Annotated in this window: 28 protein-coding genes and 1 pseudogene; 6 read left to right on the top strand and 23 right to left on the bottom strand. The window is 67.5% G+C overall.

Annotated elements, in window-relative coordinates; translation table 11 throughout:
* Position 1: 1 nt before the first annotated feature.
* The 9 genes from BLW81_RS14025 to BLW81_RS13985 all read right to left on the bottom strand — a co-directional run bounded on the left by BLW81_RS14025 (position 2) and on the right by BLW81_RS13985 (position 9275).
* Positions 2-1153 (bottom strand): MCE family protein, encoded by a 1152-nt coding sequence (locus tag BLW81_RS14025; RefSeq protein ID WP_083407681.1) that lies wholly within the window; start codon positions 1151-1153, stop codon positions 2-4.
* On the bottom strand, positions 1153-2472 hold the full coding sequence (locus tag BLW81_RS14020; protein WP_083407680.1) for a virulence factor Mce family protein: 1320 nt from the start codon (positions 2470-2472) through the stop codon (positions 1153-1155). The genes BLW81_RS14025 and BLW81_RS14020 overlap by 1 nt, the downstream gene beginning before the upstream one ends.
* Positions 2469-3821, bottom strand: coding sequence for a virulence factor Mce family protein (locus BLW81_RS14015; protein ID WP_083410536.1), 1353 nt, complete (start codon positions 3819-3821; stop codon positions 2469-2471). The genes BLW81_RS14020 and BLW81_RS14015 overlap by 4 nt, the downstream gene beginning before the upstream one ends.
* Entirely contained in the window at positions 3818-4849 is a 1032-nt protein-coding gene (locus tag BLW81_RS14010) for a virulence factor Mce family protein (protein WP_083410535.1), read from the bottom strand. The genes BLW81_RS14015 and BLW81_RS14010 overlap by 4 nt, the downstream gene beginning before the upstream one ends.
* A 37-nt stretch (positions 4850-4886) precedes the next feature.
* Complete coding sequence (locus tag BLW81_RS14005) at positions 4887-6347, bottom strand: MCE family protein (protein ID WP_083407679.1); 1461 nt, start codon at positions 6345-6347, stop codon at positions 4887-4889.
* A 2-nt stretch (positions 6348-6349) separates the two neighbouring features.
* Positions 6350-7204, bottom strand: a complete 855-nt coding sequence (locus tag BLW81_RS14000) for an ABC transporter permease (protein ID WP_083407678.1) — start codon at positions 7202-7204, stop codon at positions 6350-6352.
* A complete protein-coding gene (locus BLW81_RS13995; RefSeq protein WP_083407677.1) occupies positions 7201-7968 on the bottom strand; it encodes an MlaE family ABC transporter permease in 768 nt (255 codons plus the stop codon). The genes BLW81_RS14000 and BLW81_RS13995 overlap by 4 nt, the downstream gene beginning before the upstream one ends.
* Before the next feature lie 198 nt (positions 7969-8166).
* A complete protein-coding gene (locus BLW81_RS13990) occupies positions 8167-8640 on the bottom strand; it encodes a VOC family protein (RefSeq protein ID WP_083407676.1) in 474 nt (157 codons plus the stop codon).
* Positions 8641-8669: 29 nt separating this feature from the next.
* Positions 8670-9275, bottom strand: coding sequence for a TetR/AcrR family transcriptional regulator (locus tag BLW81_RS13985; protein WP_235632273.1), 606 nt, complete (start codon positions 9273-9275; stop codon positions 8670-8672).
* A 78-nt stretch (positions 9276-9353) separates the two neighbouring features.
* Here BLW81_RS13985 and BLW81_RS13980 point away from each other — a divergent pair, with 78 nt between their 5' ends.
* A complete protein-coding gene (locus BLW81_RS13980) occupies positions 9354-10211 on the top strand; it encodes an alpha/beta fold hydrolase (RefSeq protein WP_157897694.1) in 858 nt (285 codons plus the stop codon).
* Positions 10208-13135: an aminotransferase gene (locus BLW81_RS13975; protein ID WP_083407674.1), complete on the top strand. Its 2928-nt coding sequence runs from the start codon at positions 10208-10210 to the stop codon at positions 13133-13135. The genes BLW81_RS13980 and BLW81_RS13975 overlap by 4 nt, the downstream gene beginning before the upstream one ends.
* Before the next feature lie 3 nt (positions 13136-13138).
* Here BLW81_RS13975 and BLW81_RS13970 read toward each other — a convergent pair whose 3' ends face one another.
* The gene (locus tag BLW81_RS13970; protein WP_407662330.1) at positions 13139-14095 is read right to left on the bottom strand and encodes a hypothetical protein; all 957 of its coding nucleotides are present in this window, start codon (positions 14093-14095) and stop codon (positions 13139-13141) included.
* A gap of 29 nt (positions 14096-14124) precedes the next feature.
* Between BLW81_RS13970 and BLW81_RS13965 the strand changes: the two genes are divergently transcribed.
* A complete protein-coding gene (locus BLW81_RS13965; protein WP_083407673.1) occupies positions 14125-14907 on the top strand; it encodes an adenylate/guanylate cyclase domain-containing protein in 783 nt (260 codons plus the stop codon).
* On the opposite strand, the gene BLW81_RS29620 is transcribed toward BLW81_RS13965, so the two are convergent.
* The gene (locus tag BLW81_RS29620; protein WP_173839623.1) at positions 14904-15071 is read right to left on the bottom strand and encodes a hypothetical protein; all 168 of its coding nucleotides are present in this window, start codon (positions 15069-15071) and stop codon (positions 14904-14906) included. The two genes, BLW81_RS13965 and BLW81_RS29620, sit on opposite strands and share 4 nt — an antisense overlap.
* Positions 15072-15113: 42 nt before the next feature.
* Between BLW81_RS29620 and BLW81_RS13960 the strand changes: the two genes are divergently transcribed.
* Positions 15114-15791, top strand: coding sequence for a guanylate cyclase (locus BLW81_RS13960; RefSeq protein WP_083407672.1), 678 nt, complete (start codon positions 15114-15116; stop codon positions 15789-15791).
* 24 nt (positions 15792-15815) lie between these two features.
* A complete protein-coding gene (locus tag BLW81_RS13955) occupies positions 15816-16028 on the top strand; it encodes a hypothetical protein (RefSeq protein ID WP_083407671.1) in 213 nt (70 codons plus the stop codon).
* Here BLW81_RS13955 and BLW81_RS13950 read toward each other — a convergent pair.
* From BLW81_RS13950 to BLW81_RS13900, 11 genes and pseudogenes are all read right to left on the bottom strand, one after another.
* The gene (locus BLW81_RS13950; protein ID WP_235632272.1) at positions 16025-17065 is read right to left on the bottom strand and encodes an LmeA family phospholipid-binding protein; all 1041 of its coding nucleotides are present in this window, start codon (positions 17063-17065) and stop codon (positions 16025-16027) included. The genes BLW81_RS13955 and BLW81_RS13950 overlap by 4 nt on opposite strands.
* 101 nt (positions 17066-17166) lie before the next feature.
* Positions 17167-17433, bottom strand: a complete 267-nt coding sequence (locus BLW81_RS13945; RefSeq protein WP_083407670.1) for a WGxxGxxG family protein — start codon at positions 17431-17433, stop codon at positions 17167-17169.
* Positions 17434-17593: 160 nt separating this feature from the next.
* Positions 17594-18079 (bottom strand): SRPBCC family protein, encoded by a 486-nt coding sequence (locus BLW81_RS13940; RefSeq protein WP_083407669.1) that lies wholly within the window; start codon positions 18077-18079, stop codon positions 17594-17596.
* Between the two features lie 6 nt (positions 18080-18085).
* Positions 18086-18646, bottom strand: coding sequence for a VOC family protein (locus BLW81_RS13935; RefSeq protein WP_083407668.1), 561 nt, complete (start codon positions 18644-18646; stop codon positions 18086-18088).
* Between the two features lie 72 nt (positions 18647-18718).
* Positions 18719-19060 (bottom strand): DUF1801 domain-containing protein, encoded by a 342-nt coding sequence (locus BLW81_RS13930; RefSeq protein ID WP_083407667.1) that lies wholly within the window; start codon positions 19058-19060, stop codon positions 18719-18721.
* 11 nt (positions 19061-19071) lie between these two features.
* Complete coding sequence (locus BLW81_RS13925; RefSeq protein ID WP_083407666.1) at positions 19072-19464, bottom strand: ester cyclase; 393 nt, start codon at positions 19462-19464, stop codon at positions 19072-19074.
* On the bottom strand, positions 19461-19802 hold the full coding sequence (locus tag BLW81_RS13920; protein WP_083407665.1) for a DUF1801 domain-containing protein: 342 nt from the start codon (positions 19800-19802) through the stop codon (positions 19461-19463). The genes BLW81_RS13925 and BLW81_RS13920 overlap by 4 nt, the downstream gene beginning before the upstream one ends.
* A complete protein-coding gene (locus tag BLW81_RS13915) occupies positions 19799-20320 on the bottom strand; it encodes a putative immunity protein (protein WP_083407664.1) in 522 nt (173 codons plus the stop codon). Before BLW81_RS13915 ends, BLW81_RS13920 begins: the two co-directional genes overlap by 4 nt.
* Positions 20321-20333: 13 nt before the next feature.
* A pseudogene (locus tag BLW81_RS13910) lies at positions 20334-20750 on the bottom strand (arsenate reductase ArsC); the annotation flags it as partial.
* Positions 20743-21852: an ACR3 family arsenite efflux transporter gene (gene arsB / locus BLW81_RS13905; RefSeq protein WP_083407662.1), complete on the bottom strand. Its 1110-nt coding sequence runs from the start codon at positions 21850-21852 to the stop codon at positions 20743-20745. The pseudogene BLW81_RS13910 and the gene arsB, both read right to left, overlap by 8 nt.
* Positions 21852-22325, bottom strand: a complete 474-nt coding sequence (locus tag BLW81_RS13900; protein WP_083407661.1) for an ArsI/CadI family heavy metal resistance metalloenzyme — start codon at positions 22323-22325, stop codon at positions 21852-21854. The genes arsB and BLW81_RS13900 overlap by 1 nt, the downstream gene beginning before the upstream one ends.
* Before the next feature lie 87 nt (positions 22326-22412).
* Here BLW81_RS13900 and BLW81_RS13895 point away from each other — a divergent pair, with 87 nt between their 5' ends.
* Positions 22413-22772: an Rv2640c family ArsR-like transcriptional regulator gene (locus BLW81_RS13895; RefSeq protein WP_083407660.1), complete on the top strand. Its 360-nt coding sequence runs from the start codon at positions 22413-22415 to the stop codon at positions 22770-22772.
* A gap of 4 nt (positions 22773-22776) precedes the next feature.
* Here BLW81_RS13895 and BLW81_RS13890 read toward each other — a convergent pair whose 3' ends face one another.
* Complete coding sequence (locus tag BLW81_RS13890) at positions 22777-23115, bottom strand: hypothetical protein (RefSeq protein WP_083410531.1); 339 nt, start codon at positions 23113-23115, stop codon at positions 22777-22779.
* Positions 23116-23179: the final 64 nt, after the last annotated feature.

Genomic DNA, 23179 nt, shown 5'->3' with positions numbered 1-23179 from the left:
GCTATGGCCCCTGATCCCAGCGGTACGGAGCGACCAACGGGTTCCCGCCGGGTGGCGGAACGTTGTGGTTGCACGGGCTCGGGAACTGGCCGATGGTCCGTCCCCACTGCAGTTCCAACCAGGTCAGGTTGCACTCGAACCGCGTTCCGGTGAAGAAGCTTGAATCGATCCTGCTCAACGTCAGGTCGACGACCAACGTCAGGTTCGCGTAGTCGCCGCGCATCCAATTGAGCAGTGTCTCCTTGGGGAACGGGAAAGTCGGCAGGAAGCTCAGCGCGCGGGTCAGCGCCGGGCCGGCGTCGGCCAACTCCTCGAGCACGACGCCGAGGTCCTTGAGCTCCTGCACCAGGGCCTCTTTGGTCTGGTCGACCGAGTCGGCGGCCAGCGCGCTGAACCTGCCGAGCTGGGTCAGCACCTCGGCGAGGTTCTGCCGCTGATCCCGCAGCACCGCCAGCGCGTCGGGGATGGTCCGTAACGCCTTGTCCACCACCGGTTTCTGCTCGGCGATCTGCCCCATCAGATTGTTGAGGCTCTCGGTGGCGTCGATGATGTCCTGTTTCTGGTCATCGAGGTGGCCGATCGCGATGTCGAGCTGCTCGATGAGGCTGCGCAGGTCGTTCTCGCGGCCGGTGAACGCGACGCTGAGGGCTTCGGTGATGTCGTGGATGTTGCCGATCCCGCCACCGTTGAGCAGCAGCGCGACGGCGGCCAGCGCCTGCTCTGTACTCGGATACGCGCTCGACGACTCCAGCGGGATCAGCGAGCCCTCTTTGAGCCTGCCGGTCGGCGGCGCGTCGGTCGGCGGCGCCAACTCGATGTGCAGAGAACCCAGAAGGCTTGTCAGCCCGAGCTTGGCCGTCGAGTTCGCGGGCAGCTCGACGTCTCTGTTGAGTTCCATCGTCACCAGCGCGTGCCAGCCTTGGCGCTCGATCTTGCGCACGGTGCCGACGTTGACATCGCCGACGCGGACCCGCGAGTTCTGCTCGATGTTGTCCACGTCAGGCATCTGCGCCTGGATCGTGAACGCACCCGGCCCGGTGCCCTCGACGCCCGGCAACGGAAGCGAGTTCAAGCCCTGCCAGTCCGAGCAGCCCGACAGCAGCCCGGCCGACACGAGCACGACCGCGGCCCTACGGAACAGCCTGCGCGCCATCATGGTCCCACCCCAGGCGGCACCATCAGGCCGTGCAGACCGTCGGCCGGATTCGTGGTGACCGGCGCCTCCGCAGGCAGCGGCGGACCCGTGGCGGGCGGTGGCGGACCTGCCGCCGGCGGCGGCGCGGCCGCCGGAACGGGCTGCGGCGGGATGTAATTCGGCCGCAGCCAGTCCTCGCTGTAGGTCAGCTCGTTCGGCCGTGTCGTGGCACCGGAGAAGACGTTCTGCATGATGGGCAGGAAGTTGTACTGGCGGTTCTTGATGATCGGCGCCAGGTACTGCACGCACAGCTTGGCCGACTGCTCGGCGCCCAGCCGCGACGCCGCCTGAATTCCGCCGCACAGGAACGAGATCGGGTTGGCGAAGTTGTTCAGCATCGGCAGGCTGCTCACCGCACCCTGGGCCGGCTGCCAGATGTTGACGTAATTCTGCAGCGTGTTGGGCGCGACGTGCAGGAACTGCTTGATGTCGGCGAGACGGTCGGTGAGCGCCTGGGTCACCCCGGCCAGCTTGTCCGACGTGGTGCCCAGCGCTTCGCGGTTGTCGGCGACGAACGTCTGGACCTCGCCGACCACGTTGTTGAGGTCGCGCAGCGCGTCGGCCACCTCGTTCGGGTCGTTGGCCAGCAGCCCGGTCACGCTCGCGAGGTTCTGGTTGAGCTGGCGCATCACGTCGGTGCTGTCCTGCAGCGCCGAAACCAGGATCGCGAGATTCTTGACGGTGGAGAAGACGTCGGTGCTGTGATCGCCCAGCGCCGTGATGGCTTGCGACAGCTTGATGACGGTCTCGCGGATGTTGGCGCCTTCGCCGCGCAGGTTGTCGGCAGTGGTGTTGATGACCGACCCCAAGGGGCTGACATCCCCGGGCTCGGTGGGCTGCAGCGTCTCGGCGAGCTTCTCCAACTGCTGGCGGACCTCGTCCCACTCCACCGGAACGGCGGTGCGCTCCTGCGGGATCACCGTGTCGTCGCCCATCACCGGTCCGCCGGTGTAGGGCGGGGTCAGTTGGATGGCGCGCGCGGTGACCAGCGTCGGCGACAGGATCGCGGCCTTGGCGTCGGCAGGCACCTTGTACTTGCTGTCGTACCAGAACGAGATCTTGACCCGTCCGGGCTGCGCTTCGATCGACTCGATCTTGCCGACGGGCACGCCGACGATGTTGACGTCATCGCCGGGATAGATGCCGTTGGCGTTCTCGAAGTAGGCGACGACGTGCGTGCGGTTGATCCCTCCGGTGTTGCGCAACAGCACGATCGCGCCGCCGGCCAGTATCACGACCAGCGCGACGGCCAACAGGTTGCGAGCTGAGCGCGTCATTGTCCGGCCTCCGCGGGTGCGAGGTGAGCGACCCCACCGGGCGCGGGCACCGCGACCGGCGACGGTGTCGGACCCGGGGTCGACTGCAGACCCGGCGGAGCCTCAGCAGGCGGCCCGGGTGGCGGCCCGCCGGGAGGCGGCGCGGGCAGCGGCTCGCGGTACGGATAGCAGCCGGGGCCGGGCAACGGCAGCCCGGGCGGTCCGCACGCCTGATCGCCCGGATTGCCGGTGATGGCGTCGGGAACCGTCAGCCGCGGGTCGCCGCCCTGGCCGGTGCGCGGGAACGGCACCGGCAGCGCCGGCGTGCCCGGCTGACCGACCTGCGGGTCGCTGAGTTCCGACGGCAGCTTCACATTGGGGTCCAGGCCGAGGTCGGAGAACGCGGCGTCGATGAACGGCTGCAAGAACTGACCCGGCAGCAGGTTGGCGACGTAGTTCTTGAAGAACGGCCCGCCCGACACCGATTCACCCAGCGACATCACGTAGTCGGTGAACAGTTCGATCGACTTCTGCAGTCGCTCCTTGCGGTTGTCGAGAATCGTCAGCACCCCGTTGAGCTTGTCCAGGGCGGGGCGCAGGGTTTCGCGGTTCTCCCCGATGAAGCCCTGCAACTGCCCGCTGAGTGCGGAGATGTTGCCGGAGATCGCATCGAGTGCAGCACTTTGGTTTTCGAGCTCGGCCAGCAGCGCATTGGTGTCGTTGACCAGGCTCACGATCTGGTTGCTGCGCTCGGCGAGCACCGTGGTGGCCTTGTTGGCGTTGCCGAGCAGACCGCGCAGCTGCTCGTCACGCTGGTTGAGCGTGTCGGAGAACCGCGCCACCCCCTCGATCGCGACCCGCAGCTCCGGAGGTGTGTCGGAGAACGTCTCCGACAGCACCCGCAGCGAATCCGACAGTTGGTTGGTGTTCAAGCCGCTGATCGCGGTGGCCAATTCGCCGAGCGCGTCGGGCAGTTCATAGGGCGACGTCGTGCGGTCGAGAGGGATCGTGCCCTCCTGCTTGCCCTCGCCGCGGGAGGTGACCTCGAGGATCTTCGTCCCCAGCAGGCCTTCGGTCTTGATCGCCGCCTCGGTACGGTCACCCAGCCGGATGTCGCTGTCGACGGTGAACGTCACCAGGGCACGAGGGCCGTCGACCTCAATGGATTTGACCTGGCCGACCTCGAAACCCGAAACGCGCACGGCCTTACCGGGTTGCAGCCCGCCCACCTCGGCGAAGTAGGCCGAGTACTGGCTGCCCTGCAGGAACGGCAGCCGGTCGTAGTTCAACGACCCGAACACGATGCCGAACGTCAGCGCCAGCCCGACGGCACCAATGACGGTTTGGTTTCGTTCAGAGAAGGGCTTCACCTCGGCGCACACCTCCCCGTGGACTGCCCGGCGACCTTCACGTAGACCGGCTGGCCGCCCTTGCCGTTGAGCTTGAGCACGATGTCGCAGAGGTAGAAGTTGAAGAAGTCGCCGTAAAGACCTTGTCGCGCAAGCGCTTGATGGGCGTCGGGCAGGGTGTTCAGCAGGTTGTCGAAGTACTCGTGATCAGCCACCACGATCCCGGCGGCGCGGTCGGTCTCCTGCACGGTCTTGCTGAACGGCGGACGAGCCTGCGACAGCAGATCGGCGACCGTTCCGGCCGCTTCGTTGGTGTACGCCAGCCCGTTGCTGATGTCCTGCCGACGCTCCGACAGCGTCCCGACCAGTTCGCTGAGCGCGTCGACCGCCTTCGCGAACTGTTCGTTCTGGTCGCCGAGGGATCCCAGCACCACATTGAGGTTGACGATGACATCCCCGATCAGTCGGTCACGGTCGGCCAGAGTCGTTGTCAGCGCGGCGGTTTGGGCGAGGAACGAGTTGATCGTCGCGCCCTGGCCCTGCAGGGCCTGGATCAGCTGGCTGGACAGCGCGTTGACCTGATCGGGGTCCAGCGCCCTAAACAGCGGCCGGAACCCGCCGATCAGCGCGTCGAGGTCGAGCGCGGGAGACGTGCGGGCGAACGGGATCGTGCCGCCGGGCTCGAGTTTCTTGACGCCGCCGGCGCCTTCCTCCAGCGCCAGGTAGCGGCCGCCGATGAGGTCGTCGTAGCGGATGACGGCCCTGCTGCCCTCGGTCAGCACCACCGACTGGTCTGCGGTGAACTCGACCCGGGCGGTGGTATCGGGTTGGATCGCAACCTTTTTGACGCTGCCGACCTCGACACCGGCGATCCGGACGAAGTCGCCGTTCTCCAGCCCGGTGACGTTGGTGAACTCGGCGACATAGCTGTTGGTGGCTTCCCCGAAGCGCAGCTGGCCGAAGACCGCGAACAACCCGAACACGCCGAGCAGGCAGACAGCCAGAAACGCGGCGAGACGCACCGCGTCTCGCCGGACTCTGGCGTTCATGCTGGACATGCCGTGTCACTCCTCATGGCGTCGTTGATCATCCGAACGGCGGGCCGGGTCGCGCCGGGGTCGGCAGGGGTGTCGGTCGCAGCGGCGTCGGCTGCACCTGCGCCGGCGAATGCACGATGAACGGCTCCGAACCCGGCGTCGGGCCCGGATCCCGCGGCGCCATCGGCGGCGGTGCGGCAGGCAGGCCCGGCCACAGCGGCGTGCCGTCGTCGGCGTAGAGATCTGCGCCGTACGCCGGAGCACCCGGATACGGGACCGGGCCGATCGCCGGTCCGCCGAAGAGGTTGCGGACGCTCGGCGGTTCGGGCACAGCGCGCGTCGTCGGCAAGTAGTTGGCGTAGCCGGGGAAACCGATGCCGGGGTTGGGGCGCCAGTCGATTCCGGTGCCGAATCCGGTGTTGGTCACGAGGTTGCGCACCGGCCAGTTCTGCGCGACGTCGGGTAGTGAGCCGCAGCTGGGCTTGCCGCCGGGTCCGCCCTTGGCGCCGATGATCGGCAGGTGATTGGGGTAGCGGTACGGGTCGTCGCCGACGCCCAGCGCCACGTCCAGGATCAGCGTCCGGCCGTTGCCGCCGGGCCCGTCGTACCCGCCGTTGTCCAGCAGGTGCTTGGCGCCGGTCAGCAGGCAGGTGTACTCGGGGCTGTACTTGTGCAGCAGGTTCGTCGTCGGCTCGAGTACGTTGATGGCCTTGATCAGGTTCGCCTGGTTCGGCGCCAGCAGGTTGATCCCGCTGTTGGACAGGCCGATGGTGGCCAGCAGCAGCGCATCCAGCTGGCTGGCCTGTGCGGTGATCGTGGTGCTCGTGGTGCTCAGCGCGTCGAGGGTCGTCAGGATGTCCTGTGCGGCAGCGCTGTACGTGTCGTTGAAGTCGCGCAGCGCGCGCAGGTCGGCGGTCACCGTCTCGTAGCGCGGATTGACCTCGAGCAGAACCTGATTGGCGGCGGTGGTGGCCTCACCGATCAACTCGCCCTGACCTCGCACACCCTCGGCGAGCGCGGACAAGGTGCTGTTGAGCTTGGCCGGGTCGATCTGTTCGAGCACCCCGACGATGTTCTGGAACACCGTGTTGGCCTCGACGGTGACGTTGCGCGACCGGATCACCTGACCGGCGGCGAGCGGCTGCGAACTGGGGTCGCTCGGATAGATCAGGTCGACGAACTTGGCGCCGAACACCGTCGTCGCCCTGATCTGCGCCTCGATGTTCGACGGGATGAATTCGAGCTTGTCTGTGTCGATTTCGAGCTTCAGCGCGACAGGCTCTTTGCCGCCCTGGATCGCCGACACCCGCCCGACCTGCACGCCGCGCAACTTCACCTTGGCGTCGGTCTCCATCACCAGACCCGCGCGGTCCGATGTCAGAGTGACTGTCTCGGTGCGCCGGAACGATCCGACGAACAAGGCATACGTCAGCCAGATGGCGACGGCGACGATCACCGCGAGGATCAACGTCCACCACGCGGGGTGCAGGCCTTCGTCTTCCAGATCCATCGTCAGCCCGCCAGGTTGAAGTTGCCGGATTGACCGTAAACCGCGAGCGAAAGCATCACCAGCACAAAGGCCGAGACGATCAGCGACGTGCGCACCGCGCGCCCGACCGCCTCGCCGACACCCGCCGGGCCACCGCTGGCGGTGTACCCGTAGTAGGTGTGCACGAGCATGATCATCACCGACAGCGCGATCGTCTGACCGAACGACCACATCAGATCGGTGGGGTTGAGGAACGTCCGGAAATAGTGGTCGTACACACCCGTCGACTGCCCGTAGAGGACGGTGGTGCCGAACCGGGCCGCCCAGAACGCGGCGATCACACCGACGCAGTACAGCGGGATCACGACGAGGAAGCCGGCCACGACCCGTGTGGAGGCGAGATACGCGATGCTGCGAACGCCCATCACTTCCAGTGCGTCCACTTCCTCGTTGATCCGCATGGCACCGAGCTGCGCGGTGGCGCCTGCGCCGATGGTGGCGGACAACGCCACCGCGGTGGTGGCGGGCGCGATCAGGCGCACGTTGAAGAACGCCGACGCGAAACCGGTCAGGGCTTCGACGCCGATCTCCGAGAAGTCGGTGTAGCCCTGGACCGCGACCAGCGCGCCCGTCGTCACGGTGAGGAAGCCGACGATCGCGACCGTGCCGCCGATGATGATGAGTGCGCCTGCGCCGAGGCCCATCTGAGCGATGATCCGGATCAGCTCCACCTGGTAGTGCAGGACGGTGTAGCGGATCGAACTCAGGGTGCGGCCGAAGAACTTGGCCTGCATCCCGATCCGGTTCCACGGCTCGGCGACGCTCTTGAACCGGGCCTTGAGCCAGGGGAACTGGGAATGCGGCCTCGAGACGGTCACATCGTCACCTTCACCGCAACTGCGGTCGCGACGATGTTGATCGCGAACAGCGCCATGAACGTGAAGACGACGGTCTCGTTGACCGCGTTGCCGACACCCGCCGGGCCGCCGCCGACGGAAATGCCCTTGTAGCAGGCGATCATGCCTGCGGACAGGCCGAACAGCGCGGCCTTGAGCAACGCGATGATGACATCGGTGGTGCCGATCAGCAGTGTCAGACCGCCCGCGAACGCACCCGGTGAGACGTTCTGGATGTAGACCACGAAGAAGTAGGCGCCGGCCAGTCCGACGAGGATCACCGTCGCCGACAACGCCAGCGACACCAGCGTGGCGGCCAGCACGCGCGGAACGACCAGCGCCTGAATGGGATTCACGCCCATCACCCGTAGCGCGTCGAGTTCTTCGCGGATGGTGCGCGCGCCCAGGTCGGCGCACATGGCGGTGGCGCCGGCGCCCGCGACGACCAGCACCGTCACGATCGGGCCGATCTGGCGGACGGTGCCGAGCGCGGCGCCGGTGCCGGAGAAGTCCGCGGCGCCGAACTCCCGCAACAGGATGTTGAACGTGAACGTCAACAACACCGTGTACGGAATGGTCAGCATCAGGGTCGGCAGCAGCGACACCCGTGCGACGAACCACGCCTGGGAGATGAATTCACGCCAGGCGAAGGGCGGGCGGAACATCCACACGAACGTGTCGAGCGCCATCGAGAAGAAGCCACCGAATGCGCGCACCGGCTTCGCGACCGCAGCCGAGGTCACCATCGGACGGTGATTCCTCGTGTGCACCGCACTGCCATAGGCCGCAGATCCCTCCGTTACCAACCGCGCCCATCCAGGCTGTGGGTGACGTTACACGTCAACGCGCGGCAGAACCGTACATCACAGATTTCGCCGCCAGCAACATCGCACCTGTTCAGGGTGATAAAGGCCACCCAGCAAAGGGGTCGTGCCAGGTACGCGTCACATATCGCGTACGGCCGCTTCGAGTTCGGCGATGTCGATCTTGCGCATTCCGAGCATCGCTTTCGTCACCGCGGCAGCGCGGGCGGGATCGGGGTCGTCGAGCAGCTCGTTGAGTCGGTCGGGCACGATCTGCCAGCTCAGCCCGTAGCGGTCCTTGAGCCAGCCGCACTGCGATTCCTCTCCTCCGTCGACAAGCCGGTCCCAGTAGTAGTCGACCTCGCGTTGGTCGGCGCAGTGCACGGTGAACGACACCGCCTCGGTGAACGCGAACGCCGGGCCGCCGTTGATGCCGATGAAGCGGGTGCCGTCGAGCACGAAGGTCCCCGACACCACCTCGCCCGGGGTGCCCGGGCCGGCGTCGGTGTAGCGCTCGAGCGTCTCCAGCGCGGAGTTCGGGAAGACCGACGTGTAGAACTGCACGGCTTCTTCGAGGTTGTTGTCGAACCACAGGGACGGGGTGATCGCAGGCATACGGTGGTGACCGGTCCCGCGACCGGAATTCATCGCCGCTCGGTCGTCGCTCCCAGCGCGCGCAGCGCGAAGTCGAGCACCGCGGCCTTGGCCCGGCGCAGCCCCGGGTGGTCGTCGTAGCGCTGGGTGATCATCATCCGGCTGATGATGGCGTTGATGGCCACCACATCCTGTTCGGGCTTGGCCAGCGGGAACGACCCGTCGCGGCAGCCCCGGCGCAAAATCTCCGCCAGCGAGCGCTCCCGGTCGGCGTGTGCCTGCTCCCGGGTCTCGCGGTAGCCCTTCGCGGCGCGCACCTCGTCGGAGTCGATGACCGTGAAGTGCATGCGGGTGCGGTCGTCGTGGATCAGCCCGAACATGCCCTCGATCCAGGCTTCGAGCAGCCGGGTCGGGTCGCCGGGCATGTCTTCGACGATGCGGTCGAGCCGCTGCGCCAGCGCGTCGGTCTCCTGACGCAGCATCGCCAGGAACAGCTGGTCCTTGGACTCGAAGTGCCGGTAGAAGGCCCGGGTGGACACTCCCGCGCGCTGCAAAATCGCCGCGACCGGGATCGGGCCGGCGTGCGGTTCGGACAGGCACCGGTAGGCAGCATCGATGATGCTCTCCCGGTCGTCGGCGATCGGCTCAGGCTGCACGAGGGCAAAGTATATTGACGCCCTCATCAATGGCACCGGGGATCGGACGTTTTTGTTCGCTGGGTACCGTCCGTGAGCATGACACCAAGCGCACCGCAGGTGGTGAAGTTCGACGGCGCCGACGGCATCACGCTGGTGGCCGACGAGTGGAACCCGCCCGCGACGGACGCCGACGGACGACCGTCGGTGCTGTTCCTGCACGGCGGCGGCCAGAACCGGTTCTCCTGGACGAAGACTGCGAAGCTGCTCGCCGACGACGGGCTGCACGTGGTCGCGGTGGACAGCCGCGGCCACGGTGACAGCGACCGGGCACCCGATGCGAACTACTCCGTCGACGCGCTGTGCGACGACACCGTGCGCGTCGTCGACCAGATCGGGCGGCCGGTCGTGCTGATCGGCGCGAGCATGGGCGGGATGACGGGCATGCTGGTGGCCGACGCAGCGGGCCCCGACAAGGTGACCAAGCTGGTGCTCGTCGACGTGGTCCCGCGCTACGAGAAGGACGGCAGCGCCCGCATCCGCGAGTTCATGGCCGGCGGCGTCGACGGGTTCGCCACGCTCGACGAGGCCGCCGACGCGGTGGCCGCGTATCTGCCCCACCGCGAACGCCCGCGCAGCTCCGACGGGTTGACGAAGAATCTGCGGCTGCGCGACGGGCGGTGGTACTGGCACTGGGACCCGGCGTTTCTCACCGCGCCTCTCGACGACCGCTTCGTGCGCGTCGAGAAACTCGAAGCGGCGGTGACGAACTTGACCATCCCGATCCTGCTGATCCGTGGGAGACTCTCCGACGTGGTCAGCATGGAGGGCGTCACGGACTTCCTGGACAAGGTGCCGCACGCGGAGTTCGCCGAACTCAGCAACGCCGGGCACACCGCCGCCGGCGACGACAACGACGCGTTCTCCGAAGTCGTGGTGCAGTTCGTCAACCGGTGAACGCCCACCGCCGCACCGTCGGCTTCAACTTCCTCTCCGAACCGGAACTGCCCGCGCCCCGCGTGAGCGAGGCGCAGGCCGAGCGCATCCTCGTCGAGCAGTACGGCATCGAGGCCCGCGCCGCCTCCCTGGGCAGCCAGCAGGACAAGAACTTCCTGGTGACCGCCGGCGACGGCACCGTGGTCGGCGTGCTGAAGGTGGCCAATTCGGCGTTCAACGCCACCGAGCTGACGGCGCAGGACCTCGCGGCCGACGTGATCGCGGCCGCCGAACCGGGCCTGCGGGTGTCGGTGCCGCTGCCGAACTTGTCTGGCGAAAAACTCACGGCGGTACAGGGTTTGCTCGACGGCACCGCGTATGTGCGGTTGCTCCGCCACCTGTCCGGCGGCACGCTGCTCGAGTCGGGGTACCTCGCTCCGGCGGCGGTGGCCGGCCTCGGTGAGGTTGCGGGGCGGGTCAGCCGGGCGTTGGCCGGCTTCACGCACCCGGGCCTGGACCGGGTGCTGCAGTGGGATCTGCGTTACGGCGCCGACGTGGTCGCGGCCCTGCTGTCGCATGTGCCCGATGCCGCCCTGCGGGACAGCATCGACGCGGCCGCGCGCGAGGCGTGGTCACGGATCTCGGCGCTGGCCGACCGGCTGCCGCGCCAGGCGGTGCACCTGGATCTGACCGACGCCAACGTCGTGGTGTCCCGCGACGGCGCCTCGGTGGTGGCCGACGGCGTCATCGACTTCGGCGACCTGACCGACACCTGGGCGGTATCGGAGTTGGCGATCACCGCGTCGAGCGTGCTCGGCCATCCTGGCAGCGGTCCGATCTCGGTGCTCCCGGCGATCCGCGCGTTCAACGGCATTCGGCCGCTGTCGCGCGACGAGGCCGCGGCGGTGTGGCCGATGCTGGTGCTGCGCACGGCGGTGCTGATTGTCAGCGGCGCGCAGCAGGCCACGCTCGATCCGGACAACGCCTACATCACGGAGCAGGCCGACGAGGAGCGGCGCATGTTCGACCAGGCCACCTCGGTGCCGATCGACGTGATGACCGCGGTGATTCTGGCCGACCTCGGGTTTGACGTCGCGTCGGCGCCGGTGCGGGGCGCGCTGCTGGCGCCCGGCGCTGCGCCGGTGGCGACGCTGGACCTCGGCGTGTTGTCCGACGCCTACGACGACGGCCGGTGGCAGAGCGCCGATGTGGACGACGAAATCGCCTGCGCGGCACTGCAGAACCGTCCTGGGATTGTCATCTCCGAATACGGCGTGCCCCGGCTGAGCCAAGCTGGGAAGCTGTCGCAGGACAGCCCCGACGTGGTGCCCACCGGCGTCACGTTGTGGTCGTCGTCGGAGGCCGGGCTGCAGGCGCCGTGGGGCGGTGAGGTGGTGCACGCGTCGGCTGACGAGATCACACTGCGCGGCGTCGACCACGAGATTACGCTGACCGGCGCGCAGGTCAGCGCGGCGCTCGGCGCCATCCACGCGGGCCAGGAGCTGGCCAGAACCGCTGCGCGGCAACCGGTCCGGGTGAGTGTGCGACCGACGGGCGCCCCGGTCGCGCCGCCGTACGTCAGTGCGGAACTGGCGCCGGGTTGGCTGGCGCTGACAGGCGATCCGCGCCCGCTGCTGGGCCTGCCGGTGGCGGCGCCCGCGGCGGAACCCGACCTGTTGGCCCGGCGCGACGCGAGTTTCGCTGCGGTGCAGGAGCATTACTACCGCAGGCCGCCGCAGATCGAACGCGGTTGGCGCAACTACCTGCTGTCCACGGCCGGACGCTGCTACCTGGACATGGTCAACAACGTGACCGTGCTGGGGCACGCGCACCCGCGTGTCGCCGACACCGCGGAGCGCCAGCTACGCAAGCTGAACACGAACTCGCGGTTCAACTACGAGGTGGTGGTGGAGTTCAGCGAGCGGTTGGCCGCGACGCTGCCCGATCCGCTCGACACCGTGTTCCTGGTCAACTCCGGTTCTGAGGCAAGCGATCTCGCGCTGCGACTGGCCATGGCCGCGACGGGCAGAGGTGACGTGGTCGCGGTGCGCGAGGCCTATCACGGCTGGACGTACGGGACCGACGCGGTGTCGACGTCGATCGCCGACAACCCCAACGCGCTGGCCACCCGCCCCGAATGGGTGCACACCGTGGAGTCGCCGAACAGCTTCCGCGGCAAGTACCGCGGCCCCGACGCTGTCCGTTACGCGGAGGACGCCGTACGTCAGATCGAGGAGCTGATCGCCTCGGGTCGGCCGCCCGCCGCGTTCATCTGCGAATCCGTGTACGGCAACGCCGGCGGCATGGCGCTGCCCGACGGTTACCTGCAGCAGGTGTACGCGGCCGTGCGCGCCGGCGGCGGACTGGCGATCTCCGACGAGGTGCAGGTCGGTTACGGCCGGCTCGGCGAGTGGTTCTGGGGTTTTCAGCAGCAGGACGCGGTGCCCGACATCGTCTCGGTCGCGAAGTCGACAGGCAACGGCTATCCGTTGGGCGCGGTGATCACCAGCCGCGCCGTGGCCGAGCGGTTCCGGTCGCAGGGCTACTTCTTCTCCTCCACCGGCGGCAGCCCGCTGTCGTGCGCCATCGGGATCACGGTGCTCGACGTACTCCGCGAGGAAGGCCTGCAGGGCAACGCCTCCCGCGTAGGCGGATACCTGAAGCGGCGGCTGGTCGAGCTGCAGGACCGGCACCCGCTCATCGGCACGGTGCACGGCATCGGCCTGTATCTGGGCGTGGAGATGGTCCGCGACCGGCAGACCCTGGAGCCGGCGACCGCGGAGACCGCGGCGATCTGTGACCGCATGCTCGAACTCGGTGTCGTCATCCAGCCCACCGGTGACCACCAAAACATCCTCAAGACCAAGCCGCCGCTGTGCATCGACACCGACGGCGCCGACTTCTACGTCGACACCCTCGACCGTGTGCTCTCCGAGGGCTGGTGACCGTCAAGCCAGCAGCGGGACCGTGTCGTGCGGGGTGTCGGTGAGGATCTCCAGCATCGCTCGCCGGTCGGCCGTCAGCTCTGCTCGTTCGAAAGCCTTGCCTGCCACCTGAATTCGGCATGTCGCGATCGCAGAGTTGTAGCAGTACTTCGTGCGCCCGTCGGTGTCGGTGTAGGTCAGTCCGATTACGTCGGATGGTTCGGCGACGATCTCCCCCTCGATCATCTTCTCGCCGATCCGTCCGCCGAAGGTCCAGGAGGACGGCCGGTAGCGGCCGTGCGTCGACAGGCTGGCGCGGATCGACCGGACGGCGAATTCCGTTCCGGCGTGCCGGAACACGAACAGCGTCACGCCCGGCAGCAGCACCGGACCCAACGCGGCGCGGGCCGTCACGATCTCCAGCGTCGAGTCGGGGGCGTCGTCGAAGCCGCAGATCTGGCCGTAGGCGTATGCGGGGGTGTGTCGGGTGCCCCAGTTGTGGTTGACGCTGCCGGTCCATCCGTCGACCGGCACCCGAGTGTCGTCGAGTTCGAGCAGCCCGTCGAACGTCGCCAGCGGATGACGCACGGTGGTCTTCGCGGTCGGAAACCGTGCGGCGTACGCCCGTTCGGTGAGCAGTCTGACCGGGTCGGCGTCGCCGGGGTCGATCGACAGATCCCAGCGGGCCGAGCGGCCGCTGCCGGTCACCACCCCTTCGGCGGCGCGGTCGTGCAGGCTGGTGGCGGCGATGCGCGCGGTCCACTCGTCGTCCCCGAATTCGGCCGTGTCGATCGGGTACGACTGCTTGAGCGCCCGGTTGCCTGCGCCGTCGGGATCGAACAGCATCACCCACACGTCGGCCGTCGGCGCGCCGGCCGTCGGACGCAGCAGCGTCTCGCGCACCCACAGCGCGCGCGGCAGCTGGGGATGGTTGGCGCGGATGTAGCGACTCTCGTAATACCGGGGCTCCGCGGACGTCACGGGTCTCAGCATCCAATACTTGAACGGTGATGGGTGTGCAGATCGCGGCATATGTGCTGGGCGTCGTCGCGGCGGCGGAGGCCGTCGCGCTGGGGGTGCTGTGGATCCGCTACACCCGCCAGCGCGCCGAGCTCGACGAGGCCCGGTCTCGCCTCGACACGAAGAACATGCTGTTCACCGGTGGCCGGGAGGCGGTCAAGCAGGTGTGGCAGACGGCCAACATCCTGCGCAAGGACGGCCTGGGCGCAGCGGTGCGGTCCTCGATCGAGGACCTGGCGGACTGGGCCGAGGTCGAGCGGCCGGATCTGGCGCGGCTGGCGCCGGGCGGCAAGATCGTGATCGCGTTCTCCGACATCGAGGAGTCCACCGCGCTCAACGAGCGCATCGGCGACCGCGCGTGGGTCCGGTTGCTCGGCCGCCACGACAAGATGGTCGGCCGGCACGTCAAGAAGCACTCGGGTTATGTGGTGAAAAGCCAGGGCGACGGTTTCATGCTGGCCTTCGCGCAGCCGGAACAGGCGGTCCGGTGCAGCGTCGACATCCAGCGCTCACTTCGTCGGCAGCCGAACGGGATTCGGGTGCGCATCGGGATCCACATGGGCAAGTCGGTGCGCCGCGGCGACGACCTGTTCGGCCGCAACGTGGCGATGGCTGCGCGGGTGGCCGGCGAGGCCGACGGCGGTGAGGTGTTGGTCAGCGAGGTGGTGCGCAACGCCGTGCGCGACGTCGACGGCCTGGAGTTCGACGACGGCCGGGACGCGGAACTGAAGGGGTTCGGCGGCAAGCACCGGCTCTACGCCGTCGCCGCTTAGCTCCCGGCGCCCCGGTCGGCCTCGGCCACCCGCTGATGCAGCCGGGCCCGGATGTCGTCGGGCGTGTAGGAGTTGCGACGACGCTGGTCGCGCGCGACCAGCACACCGCCCGCCACCACGCCGGCGACGCCGGCCAGACCGACCCACTTCCATATGCCGCGCATGGCGGTCAGTCTGCCTAAGCTGCTCCCGTGAGTCCAAGCACCGTGTCGCTGACGCAGGCGCTCGATGCGACGCGCACCGGCGACCTCTGGCTGTTCCGCGGCCGGTCCGGGCCCGACCGGGCCATCCAGTCGATGACCAACAGCCCGGTCAACCACGTCGGGATGACGATCGCGATCGAGGATCTGCCGCCGCTGATCTGGCATGCCGAGCTCGGCGACAAGCTCGTCGACCTGTGGACCGGCGACAACCATCGGGGCGTGCAGCTCAACGACGCCCGCCAGGTCGTCGAGCGGTGGGTCACCAGCTATCACCAGCGGTGCTGGCTGCGGCAGCTGAACCCGTACGCGAATCGGGAGCAGGAGGACAGCGCGTTGAAGGTGGTGGCCCGGATGGACGGCACCCCCTTCCCCAGCACCGCGCGGCTGACCGGCCGGTGGTTTCGCGGCCGGCTGGCCGTGACCGACTTCACCCGCGGAATTCCGTTCGTGCACAGGAAGGTTCGCGACGCCACCCAGCGCAGGAAGCAGGAGGAGCTGCAGGTCGGGCTGGAGACGGCGTACTGCGCCGAGACCGTCGCGATCACCTACGAGCAGATGGGCCTGCTGTCGACCGAGAAGCACTACAACTGGTTCGACCCGGGCAAGTTCTGGAGCGGCGACTTCCTGCCGCTGACTCCGGGGTATCAACTCGGCGCCGAGATCGCAGTCGAGCTGGACTGACGCCGCGGTCCCTACGCTGGTGGGGTGTCGCTTCGCACCGTCGTCCGGATCGCCTCGATCATCGTCGTCGTCAAGGCAGTGCTGATCGGCGCGGTGTACTGGCGCCGCGCCGAGCTGATCGGCCGGCCCGTCGATGCGGGGTCCGTTGCGCTCACGGTCGTCGGCGCCGTCGTCGCGCTGGTCGTGGTGCTGACCGCGGTCGCCGTCGCCGCGCGCTATCTGGCCAACCGCCGTTAGAGCCGCGCGAAGCAGGGGTTCGCGTCTTCCTTCGGGATCGAGGCGTCGCGGCTGGAGAACTTTCCGACCACGCCCGAGTCGGTGACCTCGACGCTGTCGGCCTTGATGCCCAGCGGGTAGTTGTCGTTGAGCTTCTTGGTCAGGTCGTTGAGCGCGCTCTGCACGGCGTCTTTGGGCAGCGGTCCGACGACGTCGAGCACCTGCAGGTTGAGGTCGCCGTTCTCGACGACGGGTTTGGCGGTGACGCTGTTGTCGCCGGCCTCGAGGATCACGGTGCCCGCGGCGGGATCGGTGCGCACGCCGGTGATGAGGTTGCCGACACCGGGCAGGTTCTCGGCGACCGTGTCCTTGATGCCCGACGATTTCCAGCTCAGCGTGGCGTCGAGCGCCCCGATGGTGCCCTTGGAGTCGTCGGTCTCCTGCAGCCGGACGTCGGCGAGCGTCACCTCCGCGGTCATCCCGTCGGCGCTCTGCACGCGGTTGCCGTCGGTGGTGACCGAGATGTTGGTGTAGTGGCCAGTGATGTGTTGCCACAGGAACGGCGGGTTCACGCCGAACGAGATCGTCACGCCGTCCTCGGTCACGCATTCGGCGACCTCGGTCAGGATGCCGTCGGCGCGGTGCCGGGCGTACAGCTCGCCGGCCGCCAGCCCACCGGCGAGCAGGGCCACCACGATCAGCACGATCAGCAGGACGAGGGTGGTGTTGACGCCGCGGCGGCGGCGGGGCTTGCCTTCGCTGCCCGGGGTCGGCCCGAAGGTCGGCGGCGGGGGCGGCGGTGGCGCCTGCCGGTGGATCTGCTGGGTGGGGCGGACGTCGGCGGGCGACGGGGGCCGCTCGAACCTGCGGCGGAGCTGTTCGGTGGGCGGCTCCGGCCGGCGGGGCGGCGCGGGCCGGTTCGGGGGTGGTGGTTGCCGCGGAGCGGGCCGCGCCGGGCCGGGTGGAGGTGGTGGTGGCCGCCGCTGACCCGGATTGGGCGGGGGCGCGCCCCTGCCACGCCAGTCGGGCGGCCCGGGGCGGTGCGGCGGCTGCGTCACTTCCGCGATTCTGCCTCATCGTCGACGGGAAAGCGGGACACGACTTGTACGTCGGACCGGGGAATCCCGGCGGGGATCCACAGTGGTGCGACGTTGTGCGGTTACGCGCCCCGGGGTGGATTCACGGTGGCCGTGGTCCGCGCGGCCGGATAGTCGGCGTCCTTGCGGCGTTTCAGCCCCAGCAATCCGAGCAACCCGAGCAACCCTGCGAGTCCCCACAGACCGTTGTCGCCGCCCTCGTCGTCGTCGGCTTGCTGGGCAACGGTCGTTGTCGTAACCGGTTCGGTGATCTCGGTCGCGTTGGCGACGCCGGCACCGCCGAACAGCAAGGAAAGCGTCACCGCGCCTACTGCCAATGGCTTTTGCATGCTGATTGCTCCTTCGGTGTATTGGAGCTAGTCGACCCTGGACCGAGTGTCCACCCCCGCTAGCTGCCGAGCCACCGTCTACCCGTGGGAAACGGGTCCAATCCTTCGCGTGCTGAATTTCCGCAAATGCATCGTGGTTGCATCGCTTGATGATTGGGGGTCAGTCGGCGCGAAAAACGGTCTGCCGGCGGTCCAGGTAGGCCGCGAGGTTGTTCAGCGACGAGGTCATGCCGTCGGCATGGTCGGCGGCCGAGATGCCCGGCGGGACGTCGTCGGCGCGCAGTTCGACCCGGGTGCCGCCGTCGACCCGCGTCACGGTCCACGTCATGGTCATGGTGCCGCCGAAGCTCGGATCCTCGGAGGCGAAGTCGACGGCCTGCACGACGCGGTCGTCGGAGGCGATCTCGACGAACCGGCCCTCGACGACGTCGGAGTCCGCGTCGGTCTTCGCGCCGCCGGCCGGCGGGTCGGTGTAGGTGAGGACCAGCCGGTAGGAGCCGCCGGCGCGGCCGTCGAAATGCTCGAAGCGGCCCGTCATCCCGGACGGCGGCAGCCACTCGATCAGCGCGTCGGGGTCGACGAGCGCTTCGAAGACACGGCTGAGCGGCGCCTTGACGACCCGCGATGCGACATCTGTGCGTGCCATGGCACCTTATTGAACCCGATGATTCGGCAGCGTCCGTCGGGCCTGCCACGTCACGCCGGGCACAGTGCGCGCCAGGTCCGGCCTGCTCTTCACGAAGCCGCGGATCGCGCGGTAGAACGCCCATACCTGGCGCGGGCTGGGCACTTTGGGCACCCACGCCAGCTCCCAGTGGATGCCGTTGATCGGGTCGTCGAAGAACACCGCGCGGTAGCCGGGCCAGTACTGCGGATAGTCCTTGGGTTCGTCGGTGACGGGTATCGCATTGGGAATGAGGAAGTCGCGGTGGAAGCGGTCGACCTCTTTTCGGTTACGTGCCCACAGCGCAACATGATTGATGCCGACAGCCTGGTCGGCGTGGGTCAGCTTGTCGCCGGTACGGGCCGGTTGGATACCGATGTAGCTGTGCGGGTTGAGGTATCGCGTCATGTAGTAGATCGACTGGTACTCCATGTTCATCGACGAGAAGCTGCTGTAGCCGAGCCAGCCGAACAGCGCGTCGTAGAACGCTGTGGACTTGTCGTAGTCGAGCACCGCGAACTCGACGTGACTGACACCTCGCCACCGCATCGCGCCTCCCATCGACTACTACGAAATGTAGTACTCACATGGTGCGGTGTCTACGGTTCGAGTCAGATCGGTCTACCGGCGGTTGACCCGCACCGCCTCCCGGATCAGGGCCTTGAACGCCTCGGGGTCGAGTTCGTCGTCCTCGCGCAGGTCGATCGCGCGGCGGACACCGGCCTGCATGCTCGCGTTGAACAGCTTGTCGGGGTCGTCGATCGACGCGCCCTTGGCGAACGTGAGCTTCACCTTGCCCTGGTACATCTCCAGCGTGCAGATCAGGCCGTCCAGCGAAAATGCCGGAACGCCATCCGGATTCGACGGTTTACGCCATTTGGCTTCCTCGACGACATCGGGTTCGGCTTGCTTGATCAGGGTGCGGATCTCGTCGAGTCTGTCGATGCGCCAGTCTTCAGCCATAGCCGGAGATACTAAGCCCCGCCCGAGAGCTGGTCGCGCACCGCATCCTTGTCGATGAGCGACCACACCTCGACGATCCGCTGCTCGCGGAACCGGTAGAAGACGTGTTCGGCGAAGCGCACCTGCACGCCCGTCGGTTCTATGCCCAGAAACCGGTATCGCGGGGTGCACTCGAACCACAGCCGGCAGGCAACGCTGTCAGCGTCGGCGAGCAGAAGGTCGGGACGGAACTGCAGATCCGGTGTCGCGGTGGTGTCGGCCTCGAGCAACGCCCGGTAGTCGGCGAGGGTCATGCGATTCCGGTTGTAGGACAGATGATTTGCGACGAAGTCGCCGAGGTCCGACCATCGGCGTTCGTTGAGGCAGCGCAGGTACTCACGGTAGATCGCCGCCAAGTCGCTCATTTCCGGTTGACCTTGACCGCCTCGCAGATCAGCGCGGTGAAGGCGTCGGCGTCCAACTCGTCGTCCTCGCGCAGATCGATGGACCGCCCGACCGGAGCCTCGAGACTGGCGTTGAACAGGTGGTCCGGATCTTTCACCGACGAGCCCTTGGCGAAGTTCACCTTGACCTTGCCCTTGTACTTCTCCACCGTGCAGATCAGGCCAGCGAGCGAGAAGGCGGGAACGCCGTCGGGGTTCGACTTCGTGCGCCACTTGATCTGCTCGACGACGTCCGGTTCGGCTTGTTTGATGAGCGACCGAATCTCATCGACCCGGTCGACGCGCCAATCTTCGGTCATGGCCCCAATGTACGCAGCGACGCGTCGAGGGTAGACAGAAGTTGGACGATCCGGCTGGTGCCTGTTCTCGGCCGCGGATACCGGCAGAGCACGTCGATCAGGACTGGTGTCGCACGTGCACGTACCCGCGCCAGGCCGGCGTCGGCGTCCGCGCCTTCGAGCTCGGCAATGCGGGCGGCGTTCGCTGCGGCGCGCAGGATGTGGCCGACCTGATGCTCCTTGGCGATCGGATGCAGGTAGGCCGCCGCCGCGGCGTCGCCGGCGGCTTGTGCCGCCAGCCGCGACGCCTCGGTCGGCGCCTCACGTGCGGCGCGGTGGGCGTCGAGCGCGGTCGCCCGCTGCAGCTTGGTGCGACGGGCTCCCTCGATGAACTGCCGGGCGGCGTCGAGCGCCGCGCGCGGTCGCGGATCGTCGGGCCTGGCGGTCTCGAACACCGGCAACACGTCGGCGGCGGCGGCCTCGACAAACCGGACCACGGCACGGAGCTCGTCGTCGGTGAGCGCGAAATCGCCTGTCACGCAGAGACAGTATTCAGGACACGGCCGGTTCCACGCCGAGTTCGGTCAGGAGTGACCGGACACGCCTTTCGATGTCGTCCCGGATGGGACGCACAGCGTCGACGCCTTTGCCGGCGGGGTCTGCGAGGTCCCAATTCTCGTACCGCTTGCCGGGCAGATACGGGCACTCGTCGCCACAACCCATGGTGACGACCACCTGAACCGCTTCGAGGTCGTCGACGGTCCATCGTCGGGGTTGCTCGCCACTGATGTCGATGCCCTTCTCGGCCATGGCCTCGATGGCGGCGGGGTTCACTTCATCTGCGGGTTCGGAGCCTCCCGAGTAGACCGTGGCGCGATCACCGGCGATGTGCTTGAGAAAACCCATCGCCATCTGTGAGCGCCCTGCGTTGTGGGTACACAGGAACAGCACCGCGGGCTTGTTATCGCGCATCTTCGACCTCCCTCGGCACGTCGGGACTCTCGGTCGAGTCACGAAATCGTGTGCGCAGGAACAGCGATACGTAGACGAGCGCGACCAGGACGGGCACTTCGATGAGCGGCCCGACGACGCCGGCCAGGGCCTGTCCGGAAAGTGGACCGTAGGTGGCGATCGCCACGGCAATGGCGAGTTCGAAGTTGTTTCCCGCCGCCGTGAACGCCAAAGTGGTGGTGCGCTGATAGCCCATGCCGAGCGCCGCGCCCAGCAGATAGCCGCCGCCCCACATGATCGCGAAGTACGCCAGTAGCGGCACCGCGATGCGGACGACATCGGCGGGGCGCGAAGCGATTTGCTCGCCCTGCAGCGCGAAGAGGACCACGATGGTGAACAGCAGGCCATAGAGCGCCCATGGGCTCACCTTGGGCAAGAACGTCGACTCGTACCACTGCCGGCCTTTCGCCCGCTCGCCCCACCGCCGAGACAGGAACCCCGCCGCGAGCGGAATGCCCAGGAAGATCAACACGGATTCGGCGATCTGCCACGGCGATGTGCTGATCGAAGCCTGTTCCAGCCCGAGCCAGCCGGGTAGCACTGACAGGTAGAACCAGCCCAGCGCGGCGAACATGACCACCTGGAAGAGCGAGTTCAACGCAACCAGCACGGCCGCCGCTTCGCGGTCACCACAGGCGAGGTCGTTCCAGATGATCACCATGGCGATGCAACGAGCCAGCCCCACGATGATCAGGCCCGTGCGGTACTCGGGAAGATCGGGCAGCAGCAGCCACGCCAACGCGAACATCAGCGCCGGCCCCAGCACCCAGTTCAGCACCAGGGAACTGACGAGCAGCTTCCGATCTGCGGTGACGGTATCCAGGCGGTCGTAGCGGACTTTCGCCAGCACCGGATACATCATGACGAGAAGTCCCAACGCAATCGGCAACGAGATGCCGTCGACCTGAACCTTGTCGAGACCGGTATCGAGCCCCTGCACCCATCGCCCGAGCAGTAGTCCGGCAGCCATGGCGATGCCGATCCAGACCGGCAGGAACCGGTCCAGTGTCGACATCTTGTCCACTACCGGCTGCCGACTCGATGCAGATGTCTTTCCCATCAGCAGCAGGAATTCACCGGCTTGGCCTCCGCGGTGTCGACCTCCGAACCGCCACAGCACCTGGCTCCGCCGCTGTCGTCGAGGTGCTGAGGGCTGGTGCCGAAGGTTTCGGAATCGGAGAGCACCGTGTAGACCTCCCATTTCTCGCCCCCGGGGCCGGTCACCCAAACCTTGTCCTGCGTGGCGAAGCAGCAGGTTGTGTTCATCTCCTCTTCGGTGAACAGCCCTTCACCCGCGAGTCGAGCGATCTCGGCGTGCACGGTGTCGCTGGACTCGACCTCGACGCCGAGGTGGTTGAGCGTTCCGCCTTTGCCGGGGTTTTCGAGGAGGACGAGTTTCAACGGCGGTTCGGTGACCGCGAAATTGGCGTAGCCGGGCTTCACCTTGGCGGGTGTGGTGTTGAACAGCTTCGAGTAGAACGTGATGGCCTCGTCGAGGTCGTCGACGTTGAGTGCGAGTTGGATGCGGGACATGGGAACCTCCGTGACATATATCGAACTATCGATGCGGCCAGAATGCCACCTTTTTGATAAATGTCAATATGGTGGCACACTGGAGTCATGCCGAAGACTCTGCCGACCATCGACATGTCTACTCCGGTGTGTTGCGCACCGGTGGCCTCCGGTCCCATCAGCGAGGATGACGCCCTACAGGTGGCGCTGCGGCTCAAGGCGCTGGCCGACCCGATGCGGGTGCGGATCATGTCCATGCTGTTCAGTTCCACGGCGGGCGAGGAAAACAGCGGCCACCTGTCGGCGATGCTGGGGTTGAGCGAGTCCACCGTCAGTCATCATCTGGCCCAGCTACGACGGGCCGGGTTCGTCGTGTCAGATCGCCGCGGAATGAACGTCTTTCACCGTCCCGCACCCGATGCGCTCGGCGCCTTGTGTGCGGTGCTCGATCCGAACTGCTGCCGCTGAAGAGTCAATTGTCGGAATGCCGCCGCGTTTCGGCCACCGCGCGCCTAATCTCGGCGCTTTCGCGACGGGCTGCGGCTTGGTCGCGCTCCGCTCGGTCCTGTACGCGATGCAGGCGCTCACGCTCACGCTGAGCCGCCGTACCCTCGCGTTCATCCGCGCGTCGTTCCCGCTCGTCGGCCTCGAACTCGCGTTCGTCGGCGATCCGGTCCCGTTCGTCAGCAATACGATCGCGTTCATCGGCCACATGCTCCCGCCGCGCGAGCTCGTCCGCGCGGCGATCCAGACGCAGTCTGCGATCGTCCGGCTCCGTGGGCCCGGCGTCGGAGTCGTCTCCTCGGACCATGGTGCAAACCCTATGCCGGACGGTCACGAGAAACCAGTAAGTCCGAGCTGTGACCGTGGACCGG

It is taken from the genome of Mycolicibacterium rutilum, from assembly GCF_900108565.1.
Taxonomy (GTDB): domain Bacteria; phylum Actinomycetota; class Actinomycetes; order Mycobacteriales; family Mycobacteriaceae; genus Mycobacterium; species Mycobacterium rutilum.
The sequence above is the reverse complement of the archived record's forward strand: the minus strand, read 5'-3'. Positions and strand labels throughout refer to the sequence as shown.

Bases quoted from the DNA above. Each gene is read 5' to 3' on its own strand.
- BLW81_RS14025 (WP_083407681.1), bottom strand. From the start codon at position 1,153: ATGGCGCGCAGGCTGTTCCGTAGGGCCGCGGTCGTGCTCGTGTCGGCC.
- BLW81_RS14020 (WP_083407680.1), bottom strand. From the start codon at position 2,472: ATGACGCGCTCAGCTCGCAACCTGTTGGCCGTCGCGCTGGTCGTGATA.
- BLW81_RS14010 (WP_083410535.1), bottom strand. From the start codon at position 4,849: ATGAACGCCAGAGTCCGGCGAGACGCGGTGCGTCTCGCCGCGTTTCTG.
- BLW81_RS14005 (WP_083407679.1), bottom strand. From the start codon at position 6,347: ATGGATCTGGAAGACGAAGGCCTGCACCCCGCGTGGTGGACGTTGATC.
- BLW81_RS13995 (WP_083407677.1), bottom strand. From the start codon at position 7,968: ATGGTGACCTCGGCTGCGGTCGCGAAGCCGGTGCGCGCATTCGGTGGC.
- BLW81_RS13990 (WP_083407676.1), bottom strand. From the start codon at position 8,640: ATGCCTGCGATCACCCCGTCCCTGTGGTTCGACAACAACCTCGAAGAA.
- BLW81_RS13980 (WP_157897694.1), top strand. From the start codon at position 9,354: ATGACACCAAGCGCACCGCAGGTGGTGAAGTTCGACGGCGCCGACGGC.
- BLW81_RS13965 (WP_083407673.1), top strand. From the start codon at position 14,125: ATGGGTGTGCAGATCGCGGCATATGTGCTGGGCGTCGTCGCGGCGGCG.
- BLW81_RS29620 (WP_173839623.1), bottom strand. From the start codon at position 15,071: ATGCGCGGCATATGGAAGTGGGTCGGTCTGGCCGGCGTCGCCGGCGTG.
- BLW81_RS13945 (WP_083407670.1), bottom strand. From the start codon at position 17,433: ATGCAAAAGCCATTGGCAGTAGGCGCGGTGACGCTTTCCTTGCTGTTC.
- BLW81_RS13940 (WP_083407669.1), bottom strand. From the start codon at position 18,079: ATGGCACGCACAGATGTCGCATCGCGGGTCGTCAAGGCGCCGCTCAGC.
- BLW81_RS13935 (WP_083407668.1), bottom strand. From the start codon at position 18,646: ATGCGGTGGCGAGGTGTCAGTCACGTCGAGTTCGCGGTGCTCGACTAC.
- BLW81_RS13930 (WP_083407667.1), bottom strand. From the start codon at position 19,060: ATGGCTGAAGACTGGCGCATCGACAGACTCGACGAGATCCGCACCCTG.
- BLW81_RS13925 (WP_083407666.1), bottom strand. From the start codon at position 19,464: ATGAGCGACTTGGCGGCGATCTACCGTGAGTACCTGCGCTGCCTCAAC.
- BLW81_RS13920 (WP_083407665.1), bottom strand. From the start codon at position 19,802: ATGACCGAAGATTGGCGCGTCGACCGGGTCGATGAGATTCGGTCGCTC.
- arsB (WP_083407662.1), bottom strand. From the start codon at position 21,852: ATGGGAAAGACATCTGCATCGAGTCGGCAGCCGGTAGTGGACAAGATG.
- BLW81_RS13900 (WP_083407661.1), bottom strand. From the start codon at position 22,325: ATGTCCCGCATCCAACTCGCACTCAACGTCGACGACCTCGACGAGGCC.
- BLW81_RS13895 (WP_083407660.1), top strand. From the start codon at position 22,413: ATGCCGAAGACTCTGCCGACCATCGACATGTCTACTCCGGTGTGTTGC.
- BLW81_RS13890 (WP_083410531.1), bottom strand. From the start codon at position 23,115: ATGGTCCGAGGAGACGACTCCGACGCCGGGCCCACGGAGCCGGACGAT.